General features: G+C 65.4%; 18 protein-coding genes. 12 read left to right on the forward strand and 6 right to left on the reverse strand.

What is annotated here, in order from left to right; translation table 11 throughout:
* Nucleotides 1–380: 380 nt before the first annotated feature.
* On the reverse strand, nt 381–1,115 hold the full coding sequence (locus tag J2R80_RS43525) for a hypothetical protein (protein WP_309143778.1): 735 nt from the start codon (nt 1,113–1,115) through the stop codon (nt 381–383).
* Nucleotides 1,116–1,181: 66 nt separating this feature from the next.
* On the opposite strand from J2R80_RS43525, the gene J2R80_RS30035 reads away from it, so the two are divergent.
* On the forward strand, nt 1,182–3,656 hold the full coding sequence (locus tag J2R80_RS30035) for a ribonuclease E/G (RefSeq protein ID WP_309143811.1): 2,475 nt from the start codon (nt 1,182–1,184) through the stop codon (nt 3,654–3,656).
* 106 nt (nt 3,657–3,762) lie between these two features.
* Nucleotides 3,763–4,995, forward strand: a complete 1,233-nt coding sequence (locus J2R80_RS30040) for an FAD-binding oxidoreductase (RefSeq protein ID WP_168857933.1) — start codon at nt 3,763–3,765, stop codon at nt 4,993–4,995.
* A 10-nt stretch (nt 4,996–5,005) separates the two neighbouring features.
* Here J2R80_RS30040 and J2R80_RS30045 read toward each other — a convergent pair whose 3' ends face one another.
* Nucleotides 5,006–6,340: a dicarboxylate/amino acid:cation symporter gene (locus tag J2R80_RS30045; RefSeq protein WP_057020000.1), complete on the reverse strand. Its 1,335-nt coding sequence runs from the start codon at nt 6,338–6,340 to the stop codon at nt 5,006–5,008.
* A 219-nt stretch (nt 6,341–6,559) separates the two neighbouring features.
* Nucleotides 6,560–7,747: a pyridoxal phosphate-dependent aminotransferase gene (locus J2R80_RS30050; protein ID WP_253639881.1), complete on the reverse strand. Its 1,188-nt coding sequence runs from the start codon at nt 7,745–7,747 to the stop codon at nt 6,560–6,562.
* A gap of 227 nt (nt 7,748–7,974) precedes the next feature.
* On the opposite strand from J2R80_RS30050, the gene J2R80_RS30055 reads away from it, so the two are divergent.
* Together J2R80_RS30055 and J2R80_RS30060 are read left to right on the forward strand one after the other, a co-directional pair.
* A complete protein-coding gene (locus tag J2R80_RS30055; RefSeq protein WP_253639882.1) occupies nt 7,975–9,381 on the forward strand; it encodes a M48 family metalloprotease in 1,407 nt (468 codons plus the stop codon).
* Nucleotides 9,382–9,468: 87 nt separating this feature from the next.
* Nucleotides 9,469–10,236, forward strand: a complete 768-nt coding sequence (locus J2R80_RS30060; protein ID WP_057019997.1) for a DsbA family protein — start codon at nt 9,469–9,471, stop codon at nt 10,234–10,236.
* A gap of 18 nt (nt 10,237–10,254) precedes the next feature.
* Here J2R80_RS30060 and J2R80_RS30065 read toward each other — a convergent pair whose 3' ends face one another.
* Nucleotides 10,255–10,440: a hypothetical protein gene (locus J2R80_RS30065; protein WP_253639883.1), complete on the reverse strand. Its 186-nt coding sequence runs from the start codon at nt 10,438–10,440 to the stop codon at nt 10,255–10,257.
* Between the two features lie 173 nt (nt 10,441–10,613).
* On the opposite strand from J2R80_RS30065, the gene J2R80_RS30070 reads away from it, so the two are divergent.
* From J2R80_RS30070 to J2R80_RS30105, 8 genes are all read left to right on the forward strand, one after another.
* Nucleotides 10,614–11,432: a DUF1236 domain-containing protein gene (locus tag J2R80_RS30070; protein WP_057019995.1), complete on the forward strand. Its 819-nt coding sequence runs from the start codon at nt 10,614–10,616 to the stop codon at nt 11,430–11,432.
* Nucleotides 11,433–11,769: 337 nt separating this feature from the next.
* Entirely contained in the window at nt 11,770–12,243 is a 474-nt protein-coding gene (aroQ, locus tag J2R80_RS30075; protein WP_253639884.1) for a type II 3-dehydroquinate dehydratase, read from the forward strand.
* 52 nt (nt 12,244–12,295) lie between these two features.
* A complete protein-coding gene (accB, locus tag J2R80_RS30080) occupies nt 12,296–12,793 on the forward strand; it encodes an acetyl-CoA carboxylase biotin carboxyl carrier protein (protein ID WP_057019993.1) in 498 nt (165 codons plus the stop codon).
* 24 nt (nt 12,794–12,817) lie between these two features.
* On the forward strand, nt 12,818–14,176 hold the full coding sequence (gene accC, locus J2R80_RS30085) for an acetyl-CoA carboxylase biotin carboxylase subunit (RefSeq protein WP_168857928.1): 1,359 nt from the start codon (nt 12,818–12,820) through the stop codon (nt 14,174–14,176).
* Nucleotides 14,177–14,275: 99 nt separating this feature from the next.
* Nucleotides 14,276–15,805, forward strand: a complete 1,530-nt coding sequence (locus J2R80_RS30090) for a CHASE3 domain-containing protein (protein WP_253639885.1) — start codon at nt 14,276–14,278, stop codon at nt 15,803–15,805.
* Nucleotides 15,802–16,242 carry a response regulator gene (locus J2R80_RS30095; protein WP_057019991.1) on the forward strand — a complete coding sequence of 147 codons (441 nt, stop codon included), beginning with the start codon at nt 15,802–15,804 and terminating at the stop codon, nt 16,240–16,242. The genes J2R80_RS30090 and J2R80_RS30095 overlap by 4 nt, the downstream gene beginning before the upstream one ends.
* Complete coding sequence (locus tag J2R80_RS30100; protein WP_057019990.1) at nt 16,239–17,330, forward strand: sensor histidine kinase; 1,092 nt, start codon at nt 16,239–16,241, stop codon at nt 17,328–17,330. The genes J2R80_RS30095 and J2R80_RS30100 overlap by 4 nt, the downstream gene beginning before the upstream one ends.
* A 236-nt stretch (nt 17,331–17,566) precedes the next feature.
* A complete protein-coding gene (locus J2R80_RS30105; RefSeq protein WP_253639886.1) occupies nt 17,567–18,181 on the forward strand; it encodes a hypothetical protein in 615 nt (204 codons plus the stop codon).
* Nucleotides 18,182–18,206: 25 nt separating this feature from the next.
* Here J2R80_RS30105 and J2R80_RS30110 read toward each other — a convergent pair whose 3' ends face one another.
* Together J2R80_RS30110 and J2R80_RS30115 are read right to left on the reverse strand one after the other, a co-directional pair.
* Entirely contained in the window at nt 18,207–18,533 is a 327-nt protein-coding gene (locus J2R80_RS30110; protein WP_253639887.1) for a BA14K family protein, read from the reverse strand.
* A gap of 11 nt (nt 18,534–18,544) precedes the next feature.
* Nucleotides 18,545–18,853: a hypothetical protein gene (locus tag J2R80_RS30115; RefSeq protein WP_253639888.1), complete on the reverse strand. Its 309-nt coding sequence runs from the start codon at nt 18,851–18,853 to the stop codon at nt 18,545–18,547.
* Between the last annotated feature and the right edge of the window lie 2 nt (nt 18,854–18,855).

The following is an 18,855-nucleotide window of genomic DNA, read 5'->3' on the forward strand; positions in this document are numbered from 1 at the left end:
CCGGTCCCTCCCCAGCCAGCGCCGCGCGCGGCTGACACGGAGTGGCGGATTCAAGCCCGAGCGGCGTCCGGTCCCAGGCACACTCCCTCGCCAGAGGGACGGTTTGAGACACGGCATAACCGATTATCCGGTCCCTTGGGGCCTCGATATGCGATGGCCGGCAGGCGCTTCGGCGCCAGACGGGGCTTTCAGCAAAAGATACGGCGGTATTTTTCGCCGCCAACATGTTTAGACGGGCCGACGCTTAATGCGCCAGACTGCATTGCCGACCAGGATCCCCCGAATGATCGCGCTGACGCGAGGTGAAAACTTCGCCCGTCGCATCATCCCGGTGAGTTCCCGTCCGGCGCTGCGCCGCGAGATGCGTTTCGGCCTTCCCCTCACCCCCGAATCAGGTGGACCGTCGCGTCACCGGGCGGCGCAGTTTGCGCGCGCCATGATCCGCGCACGCCGCCGTCAAGAGCTCCAAAATGCCCAACAAGATGTTGATCGATGCCACCCACCCGGAAGAGACCCGGGTCGTCGTGGTCCGTGGCAATCGCGTCGAAGAGTTTGATTTCGAGACCGCCCAGCGCAAACAGCTGCGCGGCAACATTTATCTCGCCAAGGTTACGCGCGTAGAGCCGTCGCTGCAGGCCGCCTTCATCGAGTATGGCGGCAACCGGCATGGCTTCCTGGCCTTCAGCGAAATCCATCCCGACTATTACCAGATCCCGGTCGCCGACCGTCAGGCGCTGATCGAGGCCGACGAGCGCGCCCATCGCGAGGCCGAGGAAGAGCACGAGAACCGCGGCCATCGCCGCCGGTCGCGCCATCGCAATGCCCGTCGCCGCGGCCATGGCGAGCGCGTCCAGAGCGAGGTGATCGAGGGCGCGAACGACACCCAGGCGCTGCCCACCATCGAGGCCCACGAACATCCCGTCGATGCCGAGCATCATGAACATGATGCCGGGCACCACGATCACGGCGTGGTCGCCCACGAAGGCCACGAGCATGAGGCGCATGATCATGCGCATCACGAGGACCATGAGCATCACCATGATCATGACCACGACGATCATGGCGACCACGATCATGGTCACGACGACCATCACGACCACGATCATGCCCATCATCACGACCACGCCCCCGAGGTGAGCGAGGCGGCGGTTGCCGACGCCCCCTCCGACCCCGTCGTTGCGGTGGTCGAAGCCTCCGCCGCGTCGGCCGCGCCCGAGACCGTCGAGACGGTCGAGGTCAATCATGAGCCCGAGCGCGCCCATGAGGAGCAGATCGAGGAAAACGCCGCGCATGCCGACGACGCGCCGCATGTGGCTTCCGACGAGCTTCACGCCGATGAGCACGCGGTCGCCGAATATGGCGCGCTCGCCGAGGTGGTCGCGCCCGAGACCGGGCCTGGCGACGAGGCCGGCGAAGATGACGAAGAGGATGACGGCGAGGAAGGCGAGGAAGAGGACGTCGTCGAGTCGGTCGGCGGCGACGACGTGCTCGAGGAGGTTCCGGAGCGCCCGTTCCGTCCGCGCCGCCAGTACAAGATCCAGGAAGTGATCAAGCGCCGGCAGGTGATGCTGGTGCAGGTCGTCAAGGAAGAGCGCGGCAACAAGGGCGCCGCGCTGACCACCTACCTGTCGCTCGCCGGCCGCTACGCCGTGCTGATGCCCAACACCGCGCGCGGCGGCGGCATCAGCCGCAAGATCACCTCCGCCCAGGACCGTTCGCGGCTGAAGGAAGTGGTGCAGGATCTCGACGTGCCCGAGGGCATGGGGATCATCCTGCGCACCGCCGGCGCCTCCCGCAGCAAGCCGGAGATCAAGCGCGACTTCGAATATCTGATCCGGATGTGGGAAACGGTGCGCGACCTGACGCTGAAGTCGCAGGCGCCGACGCTGGTCTACGAGGAAGGTTCGCTGATCAAGCGCTCGCTCCGCGACCTCTACAACAAGGAGATCGACGAGATCCAGGTGGCCGGCGAAGCCGGCTACCGTGAAGCGCGCGACTTTATGAAGATGCTGATGCCGGCCAATGTGCGCGCGGTGAAGCAGTATCGCGACGGTCAGCCGCTGTTCTCGCGCATGGGCGTCGAAAGCCAGCTCGACGCGATGTTCTCGCCGACCGTGCAATTGCGCTCCGGCGGCTACATCGTGATCAACCAGACCGAGGCGCTGGTCTCGATCGACGTCAACTCCGGCCGCGCCACGCGCGAGCACCATATCGAGGACACCGCGCTCAAGACCAATCTGGAAGCGGCGGAAGAAGTCGCGCGCCAATTGCGCCTGCGTGACCTCGCCGGCCTGATCGTCATCGACTTCATCGACATGGACGAGAAGCGCAACAACCGCGCGGTCGAGCGCAAGCTGTCCGACTGCCTGCGCCAGGACCGTGCGCGGATCCAGGTCGGCCGCATCTCGCATTTCGGCCTCTTGGAAATGTCGCGCCAGCGCATCCGCGCCAGCGTGCTCGAAAGCTCGACGGAGCCCTGCCCGCAATGCGGCGGAAGCGGTCACGTCCGTTCGGTCTCGTCGGTGGCGCTGCAGCTGTTGCGCGGCATCGAGGAAATCCTGATGAAGGGCGCGACCCACAATCTGGTGGTCCGCACCCGCACCGACGTCGCGCTCTACGTGCTCAACCACAAGCGCGGCCATCTGCGCGACCTCGAAGACTCCTTCCGGGTTTCGCTGTCGATCGTCGCGGATGCCACGGTGCACGGCCAGCAGTCCTACATCATCGACCGCGGCGAGCAGGTGCATACGCTCGAAGCCGCCAAGGCGCTGCTCGCTGCGCAGGCTGCCGCTGCGCCGGCTCAGGCCGAAGAGGCCGATGACGAGGAAGAACTGTTCGAATACGAGGCCGAGATCGAGACCGACGAGACCGAGGGTCTCGCCGACGAGCGGGCGGCCGGTGATGAATCGGGCTCCGCGGAGGGCGAAGGCGACGGTCAGCGCCGCAAGCGGCGCCGCCGGCGTCGCGGCCGCGGCGGCAGCGAGGCTCGTGAAGGCGCCCAGCAGCCGCGCGAGGACGGCGATCTCATGCATGTCCTGCCCGAAGGCACCGAGGCGGTTGCTGCCGCCGATGCCGAAGGCGATGAGGACGAAGGTGACGAGCAGCAGGGCGCTGCCCGCGACGACCAGGCCGGCAATGGCGATCGCCGTCCGCGGCGCCGCGGACGGCGTGGCGGCCGCCGCCGGCGCGGCAGTGGCGGACCGGATGACGGTCTCGCCGGATCGATCTCCGATGAGTTGAGCCCGGCGGCGACGTCGGAGGCCTCCGACGCAGTCGCCGATTTCGACAGCCATGATGCGGAGCCGGCTCCCTCGCTGGCGCAGCCCGAACTGGTCGCCGAGCCGCCGGAGTGGCAGCCGACCGAGGTCGCGCCTGTCGAGCCGGTCGCGGCACCCGAGCCCGAAACCGCCGCGGCGTCTGCCGCCGAGGACACTGCCGAAGGCGACCGCGCCCAGCGTCGCCGCTCGACGGTGCGCGAAAAGGTCAACTTCGCATCGAGCCCGCAGCCCGAGGCATCAGCGGCGCTGGTTCAAAGCCCGGCGGAGGAAGCTGCCCCTGAGCCGGCCGCGGCTGCTCCAGAGCCGGCACCGGCCGCTGCGGCCGAGGCTCCGGCCCGCAAGGGCTGGTGGTCGCGCCGCTTCGGCGGCGGCAACTAGCACCACCTGCAAGTCAAAACGCCCGGCTCACGCCGGGCGTTTTTATTGAACAGGCAATCCGTTCGTCAGATGCCGGCGCAACGGAGCCTGACGGAGACGGATCCCAATGCAAAGCGCGATCGTTCTTGGCGGCGGCATGGTGGGTGTCAGCACGGCGCTGCATCTGCAGCGCCGCGGCTGGTCGGTGACGCTCGTCGACCGCAAGGAACCGGGCCGCGAAACCAGCTACGGCAATGCCGGCATCATCCAGAGCGAGGCGGTTCGGCCCTACCCGATGCCGCGCGATCCCGCCATCCTCGCCCGGATCGCGATGGGGCGCACCAACGACGTGCGCTACCGCCTGGCGTCGCTGCCGCAGCATGCCGGCCCGCTGCTGCGCTATTGGTGGAACTCGACGCCCGAGCGGCACCGCGAAGCCACCATCGCGTGGGCGCGCCTGATCGCCTACGCCACCGCGGAGCACGACACGCTGATCCGCGACGCCCATGCCGACAATCTGATCCGCCGCGCCGGCTATCGCCTGCTGCATCGCGACCCGGCCGCGCTGGAGCAGGCCATTGCAATCGCCGAGGAGAACCAGCGCGACTTCGGCGTGACGTTTCGCGTGCTTGATGGCCGCGAGCTCGCCAAGGCGGAACCGTTGCTGCGCGACGACCTGCCCGGCGCCATTCACTGGCTTGGGCCCTGGACCGTGTCGGACCCCGGCGGACTTGTTTCCGCCTATGCCGGACTGTTCGAACGTCTCGGCGGCACGCTGCTGCGCGGCGATGCGCAGACGCTGACGCAGACGACGTCCGGCTGGTCGGTCGACACCAGTGGCGGCCGGATCGATGCCGCCCACGTCGTGGTCACGCTCGGCCCGTGGTCACCGCAATTGCTGCGCAAGTTCGGCTACCGGATCCCGCTGGTACGCAAGCGCGGCTACCACATACACTACCAGGGCGGCCGCTCGCTCGACCTGCCGCTGGTCGACACTGCAAATGGCTACGCGATGGCGCCGATGGCCAAGGGCATCCGCATCACCACCGGCGCGGAGCTGACCAGTCCCGACGCACCGGCGACGCCGATCCAGCTCGGCTACGCCGAAGCGGCGGCGCGCGAGCTGATCGAGATCGGCAGCCGCGTCGAGCCCGAACCGTGGTTCGGCACCCGCCCCTGCACAACCGACATGCTGCCGGTGCTCGGGCCGGTGCCGCGGCATCGCGGGCTGTGGGTGAATTTCGGCCACGGCCATCAGGGCTTCACGCTCGGCCCCGCGACCGCGCGGGTGCTGGCCGAAACGATGAACGGCGAGGCATCCGCGGTGGACACCTCGCCGTATCGGCTGGACCGGTTCTAACTAAGGAGAACTAGTCCGTCGTCAACGCGGTCTCCATGTCGGTTGGGTCGACCTGTTTGGCGAGATTGGCATTGAGCTTGTCGCGGTCGAGCTCACCCTCCCACCAGGCGACGATCACGCAAGCCACGCCGTTGCCGCACAGATTGGTCAGCGCGCGGCACTCGCTCATGAACTTGTCGATGCCGAGCACGATCGCCATGCCCGGCACCAGCCGCGGATCGACCACCGCAAGCGTCGCCGCCAAGGTGATGAAGCCGGCGCCGGTGATGCCGGAGGCGCCCTTCGAGGTCAGCATCGCCACGATCAGGATGGTGATCTGCTGGCTGAAGGTGAGATCGAAACCCAGCGCCTGTGCGATGAACAGGGTCGCCAGCGTCATGTAGATGTTGGTGCCGTCGAGGTTGAACGAATAGCCCGTGGGCACCACGAGGCCGACCACCGATTTCGAGCAGCCGAGCCGTTCGAGCTTCTCCATCAATGACGGCAGCGCGCTCTCGGAGGACGAGGTGCCGAGCACGATCAATAGCTCGTCCTTGATGTAGGCCAGGAACTTGAAGATCGAGAACCCCGCGATCCGCGCGATGATGCCGAGCACCACGAACACGAACAGCGCGGCGGTCAGATAGAATGTCGCGATCAGCCCCATCAGGTTGAGGATCGCGCCGGTGCCGAACTTGCCGATGGTGAAGGCCATCGCGCCGAACGCGCCGATCGGCGCCGCCCGCATCACGATCGAGATGACGCCGAACACGGCGTGCGCGGCGTCGTCGATGAACGAGCGGATGGTGTGGCCGCGCTCGCCGAGGCCCATGATCGCGAAGCCGAACAGCACCGAGAACAGCAGCACCTGCAGGATCTCGCCCTGCGCGAATGCACCGACCACGGTGTCCGGAATGATGTGCAGCACGAAGTCGACGCTCTTCTGCGCCTCCGCCTGCTTGGCATAGCCGGCAACCGCCTGCGCGTTCGCCGCCGCATTGCCGAAGCCGGCACCGGGCCTGACCAGATTGCCGACGAGCAATCCGATCACCAGCGCGAAGGTCGAGACGACCTCGAAATACACCAGCGCCTTGACACCGATGCGGCCGACCTTCTTGGCATCTTGTATATGGGCGATGCCCGATACCACGGTGCAGAAGATGATCGGCGCGATCACCATCTTGATCAGCTTGATGAAGCCGTCACCGAGCGCCTTGATCCACTCGTTGGTGGCAAGGCCCGGCCACAACCAGCCGACCAATGCGCCGAGCACGATCGCGATCAGGACCTGGACATAGAGAACTTTATACCACGGCTTGCTGCCGGCGCTCGCCGGCGCAGCCGTGACAACGGTTGCCGTTGCCATGTGTCACTCCCCCTCAGAAATGGCGGAAACAGCCAAGATCAACTTGGCGGTTCAAGTCAAATGGAACTGTGTGGGCCCTGCCGCTTATCCGCGATGATCCGCCCGCCACAGTGCCGGCGAAACCACGGCACTGCGCTGCGAAACCGATCCGAAAGGCAAAGCGAACGCCGGAAGGCTCTTGATGGCTCTTGGAGTTTGAAGGCTCCTGGAGTTCGCGGGCTATTTAAGCCAATGCGCGATCCGTGCAACTGCTTCCTGCATCTCCGCGGCCGAGCGTGCATAGGAAAAACGGATGAAGGCGCGGCCGTGGATCGGATCGAAATCGACGCCGGGGGTCGCCGCGACATGCGCCTTCTCGAGCATCTCGCTGGCGAAGGCGAAGCTGTCGGAGGTGAAGTCGGAGACGTCGGCATAGAGGTAGAACGCGCCGTCAGCGGGAAGGAATTTGGTCAGGCCGGCCTTCGGCAGCCCTTCGATCAGGATGCGGCGGTTCTCCTGATAGCCGCGCTTGATCGCCTCCATCTCCTCGCGGCCTTCGAACGCCGCTTCGGCCGCGATCTGCGACAGGGTCGGCACCGAGATCGACAGGTTCTGCTGCAGCCGCTCGATCGGCCGCACCAGCACGTCGGGCACCACCATCCAGCCGACACGCCAGCCGGTCATGCAGAAGTACTTCGAGAACGAGTTGATCACGAGCGCGTTCGGCGACAGCTCTGCGGCCGTCACCGCAGGAAACGCATAGTCGAGCCCGTGATAGATCTCGTCGGAGATGAAGCGGATGCCTGCGCTGTCGGCGGCCGCCATCAGGGTCGACAGCGCCTCGCGCGACATCATGGTGCCGGTCGGGTTGGCGGGGCTGCCGACCAGCACGCCCTTCAGCGGCGCCTTGCGATGGGCGGCGAGCAGCGCCTCGCCGGTCAGGGCATGGCGGGTGTCGCCGGAGGTTTCGATCAGCACCGGCTCGCAGCCCAGCGCGGTCAGGATATGCCGGTACGGCGGATAGCCCGGCACGGTCACGGCGACCCGGTCGCCCGGCTCGAACATCGCAAGAAACGCCAGGATGAATCCACCCGACGAGCCGGTCGTGACGATGATGCGCTCAGCGTCTACCGCGCAACCATACGTGTCGCTGTAGTGCCGGGCGATGCGTGCGCGCAGCGAGGGAATGCCGAGTGCCGAGGTGTAGTCGATCCGCCCGTCCGCAAGCGCGGCCTGCGCGGCCGCGATCGCCGGCTTCGGCGCGCCTGCGGCAGGCTGCCCCACCTCCATATGGATGACATGGCCGCCGGCGGCTTCGATTCGCGCGGCCGCCGCCATCACGTCCATCACCATGAACGGCGGAACATCGCTCCGTCCGGACGCTGTCAACAGGCTGCCTACACGGTCTCTCGGTGTCGCTTCACGCATGGATTTCTGCTATTGCACGGCCGCTGCCGAATTCGGGTTCCCGTTACCGGCTGCCGCCCCAGACTGGCCGCATTCGGTGGCTCCTTATAACGCTTTCAGGCAAAGTGAATACCCGGTTCGCGTGAAGAAGAACTGCAAAAACAACAGACTGCGCCACGCGCCAAATCCGGTCGGGCCCGGCCCCCGGACTCGCGCCGGCGCGGCCAGTCATCGCCGATAGATCGCCCATGCTGTTCCGCCTCGCGCTTCGCACCAGGACCTTCAATCTCACCGCGCTCATGACCGCGGTTGCGCTCGCGGTCGGCCCCGTGGTCCCTGCGCGAGCCCAGCAAAAAGGCCCGCCGGTGCTGCGCGACACCGAGTCCGAGCAGCTGTTGCGCGAATACACAAGGCCGATCCTGCGCGCCGCCGGTCTGGAGAAGCAGAACATCCAGATCGTGATCATCAACGACGGCTCGTTCAACGCCTTCGTCGCCGACGGCCGGCGCATCTTCGTCAATTACGGCGCGCTGCTGCAATCGGAGACGCCGAACCAGATCATCGGCGTGCTGGCGCACGAGACCGGCCACCTCGCCGGCGGCCATCTCGCCAAGATGCGCGAGCAGCTGGCGCAAGCCCAGACCCAGATGATCATCGCGATGCTGCTCGGCGTCGGCGCGCTGGCCGCGGGTGCGGGCGGCCGCGGCGGCGGCAATGGTCTCTCCAGCGCCGGCGCCGCGGCGATCTCGGCGCCGCAAGCGGTCATTCAGCGCACGCTATTGTCCTATCAACGCCAGCAGGAAGAGAACGCCGACCGCGCCGGCGTCAAGTTCCTGAATGCGACCGGACAATCCGCCAAGGGCATGTACGAGACGTTCAAGCGCTTCACCGACGAGAGCCTGTTCGCCTCGCGCGGGGCTGACCCTTATCTGCAGTCGCATCCGATGCCGGTCGATCGCGTCTCCGCGCTGCAGGAACTGGCGCGCTCCAGCCCCTATTGGGACAAGAAGGACGATCCGGCGCTGCAGCTGCGCCACGACATGATGCGCGCCAAGATCTCGGGCTTCATGGAGCGGCAGGACACGGTCTACCGCCGCTATCCGCTGTCCAACACCAGCCTGCCGGCGCGCTATGCACGCGCGATCACGACCTATCTGCACGGCGATCTGCGCTCGGCGATCGCGCAGATCGACGGCTTGATCCAGGTGCAGCCCAACAATCCCTATTTCCATGAATTGCGCGGCCAGGCGCTGCTCGAAGGCGGCCGGCCGGCCGAAGCCATCGCGCCGCTGCGCCGCGCAGTGCAGCTCTCCAGCAATTCGCCGTTGATCGAGATGCTGCTCGGCCAGGCGCTGGTCGCCTCGGACAACAAGGCCTACACCGACGAGGCGATCAACATGCTGCGTGCCTCGGTGGCGCGCGAGCCCGAGGCGCCGCTCGGCTATACCCAGCTCGCGATGGCCTATGGCCGCAAGGGCGACTATGCCCAGGCCGACCTCGCCTCGGCGCAGGCCGCCTATCTCCGCGGCGACACCAAGACCGCCCGCGATCTTGCGTCACGCGCCAAGACGCGGTTCGCGATCGGCACGCCCGGCTGGGTCAAAGCTGACGACATTGTGAGTGCCAAGCCCATGCCGGGTCAGAAAAACAACTAGAAATAAACCGTAGTTCCATACAACGATCACCGAAACCGGCTCACGGCTCCGCCGTATTTTTGGGCCACCGCGAACAAGGATTTTGTCATGCCAGCGCTTCGTTTTCTTGCCCCTGCCCTGCTCGCGCTCGGCGTTTGCGCCGCGCCGCTTCCGGCGTCCGCGCAGAGCTTTACCGACACCCAGCGCGGCGACATCGAGACCATCGTGCGCAACTATCTGATCGCGCACCCGGAGGTGCTCGAAGAGGCGATGAACGAGCTGAGCAAGCGGCAGGCCGCCGCCGAAGCCGAGAAGCATGAGCAGAGCGTCGCCAAGAACGCCGACACCATCTTCAATTCGCCGCGCGGCGTCATGCTCGGCAACAAGGACGGCGACGTCACCTTCGTCGAGTTCTTCGATTACAATTGCGGCTACTGCAAGCGCGCGATGTCCGACATGCTCGATTTGATGAAGGCGGATTCGAAGCTGAAGGTCGTGCTGAAGGAATTCCCGGTGCTGAGCCAAGGCTCGGTCGAGGCCGCGCAGGTCGCGGTCGCCGTGCGCATGCAGGATCCGACCGGCAAGAAGTATCTCGATTTCCACCAGAAGCTGCTCGGCGGCCGCGGCGCCGCCGACAAGGCGCGCGCGCTGGCGGTCGCCAAGGAGGTCGGTCTCGACATGGCGAAACTCGAGAAGGATATGGCGAGCCCCGAGGTGAAGGCCACCATCGAGGAGAACTTCCGCCTCGCCGAATCCATGGGCATGAACGGCACACCGAGCTACGTGATCGGCAAGCAGGTCGTGATCGGCGCCGTCGGCGTCGACAACCTCAAGGAAAAGATCGGCATCGCCCGCTGCGGCAAGGCGACCTGCTGATCGCCGCTCCGACAGCGCTCATCGCGTACAAGATCCGGCTGCGATGCAGCCGGATTTTTTGTTGCCGCCACCCGAACCGATTCCGCGCGGGTCGCAACCAAGGGCCGTCACCAACGACGCAAGTCGCGCGAAGCCGAAAATATAGCGCGACCTAATCTCGAGATCGAAGAGCATTTCGGCGGCGGCAACGGCCAGCTCGATCATGCGGGCGCGGAGTTCGACTGGGCCTGCGGTTGAAGCAGCCGCGCATTCATCTCGCGCGTTCATCGCGCATTCACCTCAAGAACAAACCGCAAGGAACCGCAAATCAACAGGAACATCGCACATGCTCTCCCGTTGTCGGCGCGGGCAATGCTGAAAAACGAGGAGGAATTGCGATGTCTAACCGCTTTCTGATTTCGGTCGCGGCGGCGGCTTTGATCGCCGGCACCGGTTTCGCGAACGCACAGGGCGCCGGCGGCGCCAACAAGGAAACCGGGGCCGGTGGTGGTGCGACCACGCAGCAGTCTGCACCGTCCGGCGGTGCGTCCTCGGGCACCATGCAGCATGACAAGAGCGGCATGAAGGGTTCCGAGCATTCGACGACCGGTGAGTCGAGCACCAAGGGTGCGGAGTCCGACAAGTCCGGCACGGCCACCAAGGGCGCGCAGGACAGTACCCAAAAGTCGAAGGGCATGAGCTCGGAGAACGAAGCGACCAAGGGCTCCAAGGAGGGCTCGAAGGACATGAAGGCCGAAGGTCGCGACAAGAGCGGCAACATGAAAGCCGAGGAGCGTGACAAGAGCGGCAAGATGAACGCCGAGGGCCGCGACAAGAGCGGTGCCGGTGCCACGACCAACCAGAACGCTCAGACCAAGAGCCCGGCCGACCCCAACCGCGCGCAGACCAACGACACGAGCCGCACGCAGACCACGACCGGTAACGCGGCAACGTCGGCCACCGCGGCTCCGCCGGCCGAGAAGCGCAGCCAGATCACGACCGCGATCAAGTCGGAGCACGTGACCGAAGCCACCAACGTCAACTTTAACGTGTCGGTCGGCACCCGCGTTCCGGCTGACGTTCACTTCTACCCGGTGCCGGAGCGGGTCGTGACGATCTACCCGCAGTGGCGCGGCTATCAGTTCATCCTGGTCAAGGGCCGCTACGTGATCGTGCAGCCTGAGACTCATGAGATCGTCTACATCATCGAGGGCTAAACCGGCCTCGGTGCGAGGGCGCCCAAACGGGCCCTCGCCTTCATCTCGACCCCGCCCCCTTCGGGGCGGGGTCTTGCTTTCGGCCGCACCCCGCATCACGCAGTGGATGGCGGGCCGGAGCGCCCGCCAAGGGCAGCTTCCGCGAGATTTGGTTAATCAGCATTTTCCGCAGGTTAGGACAGTCATCTAACAGGGTGGAGGAAGTTGTTGAAGACGTTCTGATTTCACCTAAAGACTTCCCCTTCGGCCGGTTGTTACCTATAACCCGGCCCACTCCACCCCTTGTCGGACCCCCTCTCGGAACCTTTGGCCGGAACTCTTGGCAGGAAACTCTGGAATGGCTGCTGCCGGAACGATCTATGTGCTGAACGGCCCGAACCTCAATCTGTTGGGGACGCGCGAGCCGGAGACCTACGGCCATGCCACCCTCACCGATGTCGAGAAGCTGTGCGCGGACACCGCGCGCCAGTTCGGGCTGAGCGCCGACTGCCGGCAGTCCAACCGCGAGGGCGAACTGATCGACTTCATCCATGAGGCCCACGCCAAGAAGGCGGTCGGCATCATCATCAACGCCGGTGGCTACTCTCATACCTCGATCGCGCTGCATGACGCGCTGATCGCGGTCAAGATCCCCGCGGTCGAAGTTCACGTCAGCAACATCCACGCCCGCGAAAGCTTCCGACACCACTCGTTCACTGCTAAAGCCGCCTTCGCGTCACTTTGCGGCTTCGGCATCGACGGCTACCGGCTTGCGATCATCGGCCTCGCCACCAGGATCGGCGTCAAGATCGACGCCAAGCCAAAGACTTAATCGTCAATCCTGACGTTCCCCGTCACCAGACAAAGATTTTGGATCACAGAGCATGGCGCGCCAGCCAGACGACAAATCAACCGCAAAAAAGAACGACTCCAAGAGCGACGACAGCGCCCTCATTCGCGAACTCGCGCTGCTGCTTGCGGAAACCAATCTGACCGAGATCGAGATCGAGCGTGCCGGCCTGCGTGTCCGCGTCGCGCGCAACATCAGCATCGCGGCCTCGGTGCCCGCCGCCTCCGTGGCGGGCGTTGCCGCACCGGCCGCCATTGCCGTCCCGGTGGCTGCGGCTGCGACCGATCTCGCCAAGCACCCGGGCGCCGTGCCGTCGCCGATGGTCGGCACCGCCTATTGGGCGCCCGAGCCGGGCGCCAAGCCGTTCATTGAAGTCGGCACCAAGGTCTCCGCCGGCCAGACGCTTCTGATCATCGAGGCGATGAAGACGATGAACCAGATCCCGTCGCCGCGCGCGGGCACCGTGACGCAGATTCTCGTCGAGGACGGCCAGCCGGTCGAATTCGGCGAGCCGCTCGTCATCATTGAATAGCTTCCGTCAACACCAGGCGCTGCGATGTTCGACAAGATCCTCATAGCCAATCGCGGCGAGATCGCGCTTCGCGTGCTGCGCGCCTGCAAGGAGCTCGGCATCTCGACCGTCGCGGTGCATTCCACCGCCGACGCCGACGCCATGCATGTGCGGCTCGCCGACGAGAGCGTGTGCATTGGCCCGCCGCCGTCGAAGGATTCCTATCTCAACGTGCCGGCGCTGCTCGCGGCCTGCGAGATCACCGGCGCCGACGCCGTGCATCCCGGCTACGGCTTCCTGTCTGAGAACGCGCGCTTCGCCGAGATCCTCGCCGACCACAATCTGGGCTTCATCGGACCGAAGGCCGAGCACATCCGCCTGATGGGCGACAAGATCGAAGCCAAGAAGACCGCCAGGCGCCTCGGCATTCCCGTGGTGCCCGGCTCGGACGGCGCGGTGACCTCGGAGGCCGACGCGCTCGCGATCGGCAGAGACATCGGATTCCCGGTGCTGGTCAAGGCGGCGGCCGGCGGCGGCGGCCGCGGCATGAAGGTCGCCCATACCGAGGCTGACCTCGCGCTCGCGCTCTCGACCGCGGCCAACGAGGCCAAGTCGGCGTTCGGCGACGCCTCGGTCTACCTGGAGAAATACCTGCAGAAGCCGCGCCACATCGAGATCCAGATTCTCGGCGACGGCCGCGGCGGCGCCATCCATCTCGGCGAGCGCGACTGCTCGCTGCAACGCCGTCACCAGAAGGTCTGGGAGGAAGGCCCCTCGCCCGTGCTCGCGGCGGCGGCGCGCGCCAGGATCGGCGAGACCTGCGCCAAGGCGATGCGGGACATGAAATATCTCGGCGTCGGCACCATCGAATTCCTCTACGAGGACGGCGAGTTCTATTTCATCGAAATGAACACGCGCATCCAGGTCGAGCATCCCGTCACCGAAAGCATCACCGATATCGATCTCGTGCTGGAGCAGATCCGGATCGCCGCCGGCGGCGACCTTCCGGCCAAGCAGGACGACATCGCGATCATCGGCCACGCCATCGAGTGTCGCATCAATGCGGAGAACCCGCAGACCTTCCGTCCCTCGCCCGGACGCATCACGCAATTCCATCCGCCCGGCGGCCTCGGCGTGCGGATCGATTCCGCCGTATATCAGGGCTATGTGATCCCGCCCTATTACGACTCGCTGGTCGGCAAGCTGATCGTGCACGGCAAGACCCGCGGCGAGTGCCTGATGCGGCTGCGCCGGGCGCTGGACGAGATGGTGGTCGACGGGATCGAGACGACGCTGCCGCTGTTCCGCGCGCTGGTGCGCGAGCCCGACATCATCGAGGGCGACTACCACATTCACTGGCTGGAGCAGTACCTCGCCGGTCAGCCGTCCGACGCCGCAAAATAGTTCGGAACTCCGTGGAACCCAGCCCTTCCTCAGACGTACTATAGGATTATTGGCTTTCCACGGGGACGCGTTGAATCCCACTCCCATAGCGAGATCGTCGTGACGGTCGTTTCACGACGCCGGTCGACGTTACAGATCCTCCTGCTGTCGGCGGGATTTTTCGTGCTGGTCGCGGTCAGCGTGGCGTCCGTCCTGCTGGTCAACAAGGCGCGCGAGGACAACGCCTGGGTGATTCACACCGTCGAGACCGACAGCCAGATTGCCAACCTGCTGCTCGACATCAGGCGCGCCGAAAGCGCGACCAGGGCATATCTGCTGACATCAGCACCACAATACCTGTCCGAGTACCAGTCCGCGGCAGCGGGAGTCCCGGCCGCGCTCAACCATCTCCAGATGATGACCGTGGATAATCCGGCGCAGGTTGCCAATGCCGCGAAGCTCAAGGCCGCCGTCGAGCAACGGCTGGCCGAGTTCGCGCTCAGCATCGAGCGCGTCAAGAACAACGACACGGCGACCAGCATCGACGTCCTGCGCAAGACCACATCGACCGATGCGGTCGAGGCGATCGTCCGGATCGCCCGCGACATCCGCACCGAGGAGGATCGTCTGCTGGTGCTGCGCACCGCGACGGCGGACAAGACCCAGGTGCTGGCCTCCTCCGTCACGATCGCCGGCTCCTGCATGGTGCTGGCGCTCGCCGCTCTCTCGGTGGTGCTGCTGCGGCAATCGTCGCGGGCGCGCGACGAGGCCGAGGCCAGGTTGCGCGACAGCAACGTCAATCTCGAAACCATCGTTGACGAGCGCACCTCCGACCTGCGCGAGGCCAACGAGGAAATCCAGCGCTTCGCCTATATCGTCAGCCACGATCTGCGCTCGCCGCTCGTCAACATCATGGGCTTCACCAGCGAGCTCGAGGAACTGCGCGGCGACATCTTCAAGCGGATCGCCACGCTCAATCGCGCCGCCTCGCTGGCGCCGGCGATGCCGGAAGACGCGACCGATGTGGCCGAGCCAGAGCTCGAAGGCTCCGACAAGCAGCTATCCGACGACTTCAATGAATCGCTCGGCTTCATCAAATCGTCGATCGCCAAGATGGATCGCCTGATCAGTGCGATCCTCAATCTCACCCGCGAGGGCCGCCGCGAGTTCAAGCCCGAACGCATCGATCTGCACGAGCTGATCGACGGCATCGTCAAGACGATGGCTCACCAGGCCGTCGAGGCCAACGCGACCGTCGAGGTCGGCGCGCTGCCCAATATCGTCAGCGACCGCCTCGCGCTGGAGCAGATCTTCTCCAATCTGATCGACAACGCCCTCAAGTACCTCAGGAACGGCGTTCCCGGCGAGATTTCGATCGAGGGCCGCACCAAGCTCGGCTTCGCGATCTTCGAGGTCACCGACAACGGCCGCGGCATCGATCCGAAGGACCACCAGCGCATCTTCGATTTGTTCCGTCGGGCCGGAACCCAGGACAAGCCCGGTCAGGGCATCGGGCTTGCCCATGTCCGCGCACTTGTGCGCAGACTGGGCGGCACCATGTCGGTAGCATCGGAACTTCACAACGGCAGCACCTTCACGATCACGCTGCCTATCAATTGGTCAGGCAAGAACCGGGACAAAGTGACATGAGTGATCCAGTCACCATCATCATGATCGAAGACGACGAGGGCCATGCCCGCCTGATTGAGCGGAATATCCGGCGCTCGGGTGTCAACAATGAGATCATCCCGTTCACCAACGGTACAGAGGCGGTCAACTACCTGTTCGGCAAGGATGGCAGCGCCGTCGAGCGCAAGGGCCAGGCCCTGCTGATCCTGCTCGATCTCAATCTGCCCGACATGACCGGCATCGATATTCTGAGGCGGGTCAAGGAGAACAAATATCTCAAGTCGACGCCGGTGGTCGTGCTGACCACGACCGACGACTCCCAGGAGATCAAGCGTTGCTACGAGCTGGGTTGCAACGTCTACATCACCAAGCCGGTGAACTACGAAAGCTTCGCCAACGCCATTCGTCAGCTTGGCCTGTTCTTTTCCGTGATTCAGGTGCCGCCGGCTGCCGTATGACCAGCGCAACGCCGACACTGCTCTACATCGACGACGACGCGGCGCTGGCGCGCCTCGTCGAACGCGGGCTGACGCGCGCAGGCTACAAGGTCGTGCACGCCGCAAGCGGCCAGGAAGGCCTCGATCGGCTCGCCCAGGGCGGCATCGACGTCGTCGCGCTCGATCAGTATATGCCCGGCCTCGACGGGTTGGAGACGCTGGAGCAGATCCTCAAGATACCGGACGCTCCGCCGGTGGTGTTCGTCACCGCGTCGCAGGATTCGGCGATCGCCGTCACCGCACTGAAGGCCGGCGCGGCGGACTATCTGGTCAAGGACGTCAGGGGCGAATTCATTCCCCTGCTCCAGGTCGCGGTGAACGGCGCGATCCGGCAGGCCGCGCTCCAGAAGGCGCGCGACGAAGCCGAGGCCGAGGTGCACGCCTCGCGCGACCGCTATGCCGCGCTCGCCGCGGAGCGTGAGGTTCTGCTCCGCGAGGTCAACCATCGCGTCGGCAATTCGCTGCAGATCATCGCCTCGTTGCTGCATCTGCAGGCCAACTCCGCGAGCCAGCAGGATGTGAAGGCCGCGCTCACCAACGCGATGGGGCGCGTCGCGGCCGTCGCACAGGTGCACCGCCGCCTCTACACCTCGCACGACTTCAAGACGGTGATGCTCAACCAGTATCTCGAGGCACTGCTCGAGGATCTCCGGCGATCGGCCGAAGGCAACAAGATGTCGCGGCTGACCTTGAAGGCCGACCCGATCGAGATCGATCCCGACCGCGCAGTCGCGATTGGCATCATCGTCAACGAGCTGGTGATGAACGCCGTGAAATACGCCTATCCCGACGGCGCCGGCCCGATCCATGTCGAGCTGAAGCCGCAAGGCGACGATCTGCAGCTCGCGATCAGCGACGACGGGGTCGGCTTTTCCGACACGGCCGATCCGCGCGGCACCGGCATGGGCCAGCGGATCGTCAGCGCGATGGCAGCCAAGCTCGATGCCAGCGTCGAGCGCGACCCCGGCCACAAGGGCACCCGCTTCGTGGTGCGGTTCGCCCGCGTCAGCCCGGCGCTCGACAAATCGACAAGCGCCGCCGCCAGCTAATGCCGCCAATTTCAGCAAATTCGATTGATTTGTCCGGTTCGTGTTAACGACTGCGTCATGCTGTTGATGAATCGCGGCGCGCCAAGCCTGACCGATTAAGGAAGTTCTGGGCGTCCCTTGCGATGCTTGTGCCGACTGCTTGGCAGGAGCGGCACGCGATGTTCGGGCGCAGGCCAATTTTTGGAAAGAAGCAAGAGACGACCCAAGAGACAAACTCGGGCGAGCTCAAGGAGACCGTGCGTCCGGCGCCGGGCGCCGAGGGCGCGACGCCGGCTTTTCACAAGCAGCAGTGGGATCACCCGCTGATCGGGTCGATGCTGCGCGATGCAGGCTTCGCGCCTGCTGACGAAGCCAGCATCGTGCCGACGGCAGACAATCGCCTTGCCGTGTTCGCGGCGGCCAACAAGCGATTGCAAGACCGCACCGAGACCTTCAACCGCGACATGACGGCGCGGCACGGCCACTGCCACGCGGTGCCGTTCCTGGTCATCGACCAGAAGATCTGGGATGGACCGCATGGCGCGTTTCTCTACGCGCAGATGGGGCTGATCGGCTACGACGAGTGGAACGTGATCATGCTGGCAGAAGACCCGCAGACCACGGCGTCATGCGGCCTCGCAGGCCATCCCGGCTTCCTTCCATCCGTGACGCAAGTCATGACCGAGCATGTGATCACGTGGAAGGCGCGGCACAACGCTCTGCTCGAGACGTACGGAATCACCACGACCGGTGGCCGGGATATCTCGCACGAACAATACGAGATGGAAAAGGACACCTTGCGCAACGAAATCATCGACAAGGCCGGCTGGATGAAGCTGCGCATCATCGACGAGCTCTTGCGCAAGGCCTAGAGGCATCAAGCCTTTGCGAAGCGCCTCACTCGTGCCTGCCGCGGTGCCGGCGTGCGCGGTGCGGACGGCAGTCCTGGCACGGCGCGCCAAACACAACCTGCGACGGATAGGGTCGCGCGGAATGCCACGGCGTCGAGCCGAACAGGCCGGCCGCACCGAACCCCGCGCTGAAGGGATCGGCCGCGAAATTGCCGGGGAAATAGCCGTTGCTGCGAAAATCCCGGTCGTTGTCCCTGCCGTCGAAATACGCGCCGCCGGCGCTGCCGTAGCGCAACGGCCGCTGCTGGGCCGATGCCGCGGCTACGCTGAGCGCGATGGCGGCGCAGGCGATCAATCCTCTCATGGCGATCATGGCCAGAACCCTCATTGCGGAAGGGTGCCCCAGTCGCCCTTCCAGGCGATCAGGCGTCCCTTGCCGAATTGCAGATAGAGCCCGTCGCTGCGCCTCGACAGCACGCTGCCCCTGACATTGGGCAGCGCGACGAACAATTCATTGCCCGGCGTGCCGCGCACGTAATTCAGGGGAACGCCGAGCGACCGGCTGGCCTGGTCGGCGCTCATGCCGAAGGCGAGCGGAACGCTGTTCGATGGCCGCTGCTGCGCGCGGGACGCGCCGGTCGATGCGCCGAGCCCGATGACGAGGGCAACGAGGAGTGTCGCGAAACGCTGCATGG

It is taken from the genome of Bradyrhizobium sp. USDA 4541 (assembly GCF_024171085.1).
Taxonomy (GTDB): domain Bacteria; phylum Pseudomonadota; class Alphaproteobacteria; order Rhizobiales; family Xanthobacteraceae; genus Bradyrhizobium; species Bradyrhizobium australafricanum.